The organism is Kitasatospora sp. NPDC041988 (genome assembly GCF_055588525.1).
Genome location: NZ_JBVJCO010000105.1, coordinates 1 through 3,506, shown reverse-complemented (window position 1 = coordinate 3,506; position 3,506 = coordinate 1). Strand labels below are relative to the sequence as shown.

Sequence of the window (3,506 nt, the reverse complement as noted above, 5' to 3'; positions counted from 1 at the left end):
CGCGGGCCTACTCGGTGACCATCACAGGATCAACCGGGAAGGTACGCCTGCCGCGCTCCTCCCGTCGTCGATCCACAGGTCTTGAGCATTGCTCCCCGAGGACTGGCAAGCGTTCATGCAGATGGACGGATTTTCGGAACACCAGCGGTCGGTGGATGCGCTCTACCCGCCGCGTTCCGTAGCGGGCTACCGCGCGTGGGCGGCTGAGCAGGCCGTTGCCAAGCCCATCGGAGACTGCTTCCGTCTGGCCATCGAGGCGTTGGACAGTGGAGAACTGGTCGGCGTCATCTCGACCCACAACGCCGACCCACGCACCGGCAGGTTCGCCCATGGCCTCGGCATCAGCGGCGCCCACCAGCGGCGCGGATATGCGTCCGAGGCGATCGTGCTGCTGTTGCGCTTCATGTTCGGCGAGCGGCGCTATCACAAGTGCGAGGCAGGCATCTATGCGTACAACGACGCGTCGCTCGCGCTGCACCGCAGGCTCGGCTTTGTCGAGGAAGGCAGGCTGCGCGACCACGAGTTCTTCGCCGCGCGCCATCACGACCTGGTGCTCTTGGGCATGACCGCCCCGGAGTTCGCCGAGCGCCACCCGTTCGGCGAACTCTGACAGGGCTCGCGGCGCGCCCTGGCGTGTCGGTACGACGGCGCCAGGAGCAGGAAGTCGGCGGGGCCGACTTCCTGTGCGGCGGCGGTCAGGGGGTTGGGGTAGTCGTGGCGGTCGTTACGGGAGTGGGCTCCGGGGGCTTGACGGGGTGGGTGGGGCAGGCCCAGGCGGTGAGGGCCACGAGGAGGGCGATCGGGAGGAGGGTGAGGGCGGCCGCCTTGGTGGTGGGGTGGGGTTCAAGCGGCATGGGCGAAGGGGGCGGCGGGGAGGTCGAGTTCGGCCCAGACGGTCTTGGCATTGGGGTGGCGGGGGTCGGTGCCCCAACGGTCGGCGAGGGCGTCGATGAGGATGAGGCCGCGTCCGGACTGGGAGTTGGGCGCGCAGGCGGCGGGGAGGACGGGGTGACGGTCGCCCCGGCAGTCGGAGACCTCGATGCGGAGGACGGGGTTGCCGTGGTGGGGGTTGGTTGTGAGGGCGAGGGTGAATTCGAAGCGCCGACCGGGGACGCGGCCGTGGGTGGAGGCATTGGCGGAGAGCTCCGCGATGATCAGGAGGGCGGAGTGGAAGGGCTCCTCGGCAAGGGAGTTGAGGCGCCAGGCGGTGAGCTGCTGCCTGGCGATGCGCCGGCCGATGGCGGCCCCCTTGGGGGTGGGGGTGAGGAGGGCGGTGAGGCGGCACGGGGCGCTGATGTCGAGGGGGATTTCGGACTTCATGAGACATAGCGTGGGGGGCCGGGCGTACCCTGACCATGCATTCGGCGGACACGGTGAGTATCTGATCGGGTGCAGACGGTTGCCTGTTCGGGCTGTTGGGCGTGACCTGAAATCAGGGGTGGTCGCAGTGGGTGACGTACGGGGTGGCGGAGCGAGCGGCGAGGCTCGGCCGGAGCTGGAGGAGGACCTCGCCGAGGTCTCGGACTTCTTCCGCGCCCTCGGCAAACAGCTCAAGCTGCTGCGCGAGCGGGCGGGGATGACGCAGAGGGAGCTTGGCGTCCAGGTCGGCTATACCGAGGCCATGATCGGCCTGGTGGAGCGCGGAAAGCGGACGCCGCAGCCGGAGTTGCTGGAGGCGGCGGACAAACTCCTCGACGCGGGAGGAATGCTGAGCATCGCCAAGGACGATGTGCAGCGGGCGAAGGCCAAGGCTCGGGTGCGGCACCCGGCGTGGTTCCGGGACTTCGCGGGGCTTGAGGCAGAGGCGATCGAGCTTCATCACTTCAGCATGATTGACATGCCAGGCCTGCTGCAGACGGAGGCCCACGCACGGGCGGTATACGAGATGCGCCAGCCGCTGCTCTCGGAGGAAGTGATCGAGATGCGGGTGGCGGCCCGCATGGCACGGCAGGAAATCCTGACGCGATGGCCCAGAGCCATCTTCAGCTGGGTGATCGACGAGAGCGTGCTCCGGCGACCCCTGGGTGGGTGGAACGTGCACTCGGGGCAACTTCGCCGACTGCTGGAGGTCGGACAGAGCCGCGGCATGGTGATCCAGGTGCTGCCGCTCGACAGAACAGAGCACGCGGGTATGGGCGGCCCGTTCATTCTGATCACGCCCAAGGGCCGGCCCCAGAACGGCTACATCGAAGTTCAGACGAGCAGTAGGCTGATTACGGATCAGGACGAGGTCCGTATCCTGAACGCGCGATACGGCACCCTCAGGGCGCAGGCCCATACTCCGCAGGAGTCCCTGGCCTTGATCGAGAAGATGCTGGGAGAACGATGAGCACCGAACTGGCATGGTTCAAGAGCAGCTACAGCGGCAACGAAGGCGGCGAGTGCATCGAGGTCGCCGAGACGCCCGCTGTCATCCACGTCCGTGACTCCAAGGACAAGAGCGGCCCCCAGCTGGCCTTCGAGCCCGCCGCATGGAAGGCCTTCGTGGAGTTCGCCTCCGACCTCTGATGCACCGTCATTCGCCTCGGCCGTCCACCGTTTCGGTGGGCGGCCGGCGTACATCCGGACTCTGTACGGGTCTGCACGGGCCGTGTACCGGTACCGGCGAAAAACCAGGGGCGCCCGATCCCCCGCCGGTGTTACGGTCGACGAGTCCGTGCTTGACCAGGATGCCGAGAGAGACAGGGAAGGTGAGATTGTGGCCGCGGTGATGACCGCTGCGCCCGTGCTGCGCAGCGCCCGGATGACCATTCTCATCGCCCGGGCCCTGGTCTGAACTTTCCCGCACCCCGTACCGACCGGGTGTGATGGTGTGACGCCGGGGCCCTTCATCCAAGGGTTTCACCATGTCTTCTTCTTCCTCCCCGGCCTCCTCCTGGCTCACCCGCGTCGAGACCGACGCGGACGTCCCGGCCGTCCAGGCCCTCACCCTGGCCGCGTTCGGCCGCCCGATGGAGGCCGACCTCCTCGCCGTGCTCCGCACCGACGAGGGCTGGATCGACGGCCTCTCCGTCGTCGCCACCGACCCGGCCGACCCGACCGGCATCCCCGTCAGCCATGTCGTGCTCAGCCGCGCGTTCATCGGTGACGTCCCGGCGCTCGCCATGGGCCCGGTCTCCGTGCACCCCGATCACCAGCGCTCCGGCGCCGGCTCCAGCACCGTCCTGGCCGCGCTCGACGCCGCCCGGCGGGTGGGCGAGCGCTTCGTCGTGCTGCTCGGGCACCCGACGTACTACCCGCGGTTCGGCTTCGTCCGCGCCTCGGCGCACGGGCTCCGGCTCTCCATCGACGCCCCCGACGAGGCGTGGATGGCTCTCAGCCTGAACGACGGCGACCCGCTGCCGTCCGGAACGGTCCGCTGGGCCGCGGCGTTCGGCATCTAGCCCTCCGGGACGACCGCGTCATCCCCGGCGGGGGGGGGGGGGGGGGGGGGGGGGGGGGGGGGGGGGGCGGGGGGGGTGGGGGGGGGGGGGGGGGGGGGGGGGGGGGGGGGGGGGGGGGGGGGG

Annotated in this window: 6 protein-coding genes; 4 read left to right on the top strand and 2 right to left on the bottom strand. The window is 69.6% G+C overall.

Going from position 1 to position 3,506, the window contains the following annotated elements:
• Positions 1-88: 88 nt before the first annotated feature.
• The gene (locus ACZ6NC_RS41845) at positions 89-610 is read left to right on the top strand and encodes a GNAT family N-acetyltransferase (protein WP_465739133.1); all 522 of its coding nucleotides are present in this window, start codon (positions 89-91) and stop codon (positions 608-610) included.
• Between the two features lie 85 nt (positions 611-695).
• Here ACZ6NC_RS41845 and ACZ6NC_RS41840 read toward each other — a convergent pair whose 3' ends face one another.
• Positions 696-854 (bottom strand): hypothetical protein, encoded by a 159-nt coding sequence (locus ACZ6NC_RS41840; RefSeq protein ID WP_465739132.1) that lies wholly within the window; start codon positions 852-854, stop codon positions 696-698.
• On the bottom strand, positions 844-1,320 hold the full coding sequence (locus tag ACZ6NC_RS41835) for an ATP-binding protein (RefSeq protein ID WP_465739131.1): 477 nt from the start codon (positions 1,318-1,320) through the stop codon (positions 844-846). The genes ACZ6NC_RS41840 and ACZ6NC_RS41835 overlap by 11 nt, the downstream gene beginning before the upstream one ends.
• A gap of 127 nt (positions 1,321-1,447) precedes the next feature.
• Between ACZ6NC_RS41835 and ACZ6NC_RS41830 the strand changes: the two genes are divergently transcribed.
• From ACZ6NC_RS41830 to ACZ6NC_RS41820, 3 genes are all read left to right on the top strand, one after another.
• Entirely contained in the window at positions 1,448-2,329 is an 882-nt protein-coding gene (locus ACZ6NC_RS41830) for a helix-turn-helix domain-containing protein (protein WP_465739130.1), read from the top strand.
• Entirely contained in the window at positions 2,326-2,508 is a 183-nt protein-coding gene (locus ACZ6NC_RS41825) for a DUF397 domain-containing protein (protein WP_465739129.1), read from the top strand. The genes ACZ6NC_RS41830 and ACZ6NC_RS41825 overlap by 4 nt, the downstream gene beginning before the upstream one ends.
• 338 nt (positions 2,509-2,846) lie before the next feature.
• Positions 2,847-3,383 (top strand): GNAT family N-acetyltransferase, encoded by a 537-nt coding sequence (locus tag ACZ6NC_RS41820; protein ID WP_465739128.1) that lies wholly within the window; start codon positions 2,847-2,849, stop codon positions 3,381-3,383.
• Positions 3,384-3,506 lie beyond the last annotated feature (123 nt).

Coding starts and splice junctions, on each gene's coding strand:
- ACZ6NC_RS41835 (WP_465739131.1), bottom strand. CDS start 1,320: ATGAAGTCCGAAATCCCCCTCGACATCAGCGCCCCGTGCCGCCTCACC.
- ACZ6NC_RS41825 (WP_465739129.1), top strand. CDS start 2,326: ATGAGCACCGAACTGGCATGGTTCAAGAGCAGCTACAGCGGCAACGAA.
- ACZ6NC_RS41820 (WP_465739128.1), top strand. CDS start 2,847: ATGTCTTCTTCTTCCTCCCCGGCCTCCTCCTGGCTCACCCGCGTCGAG.
- ACZ6NC_RS41840 (WP_465739132.1), bottom strand. CDS start 854: ATGCCGCTTGAACCCCACCCCACCACCAAGGCGGCCGCCCTCACCCTC.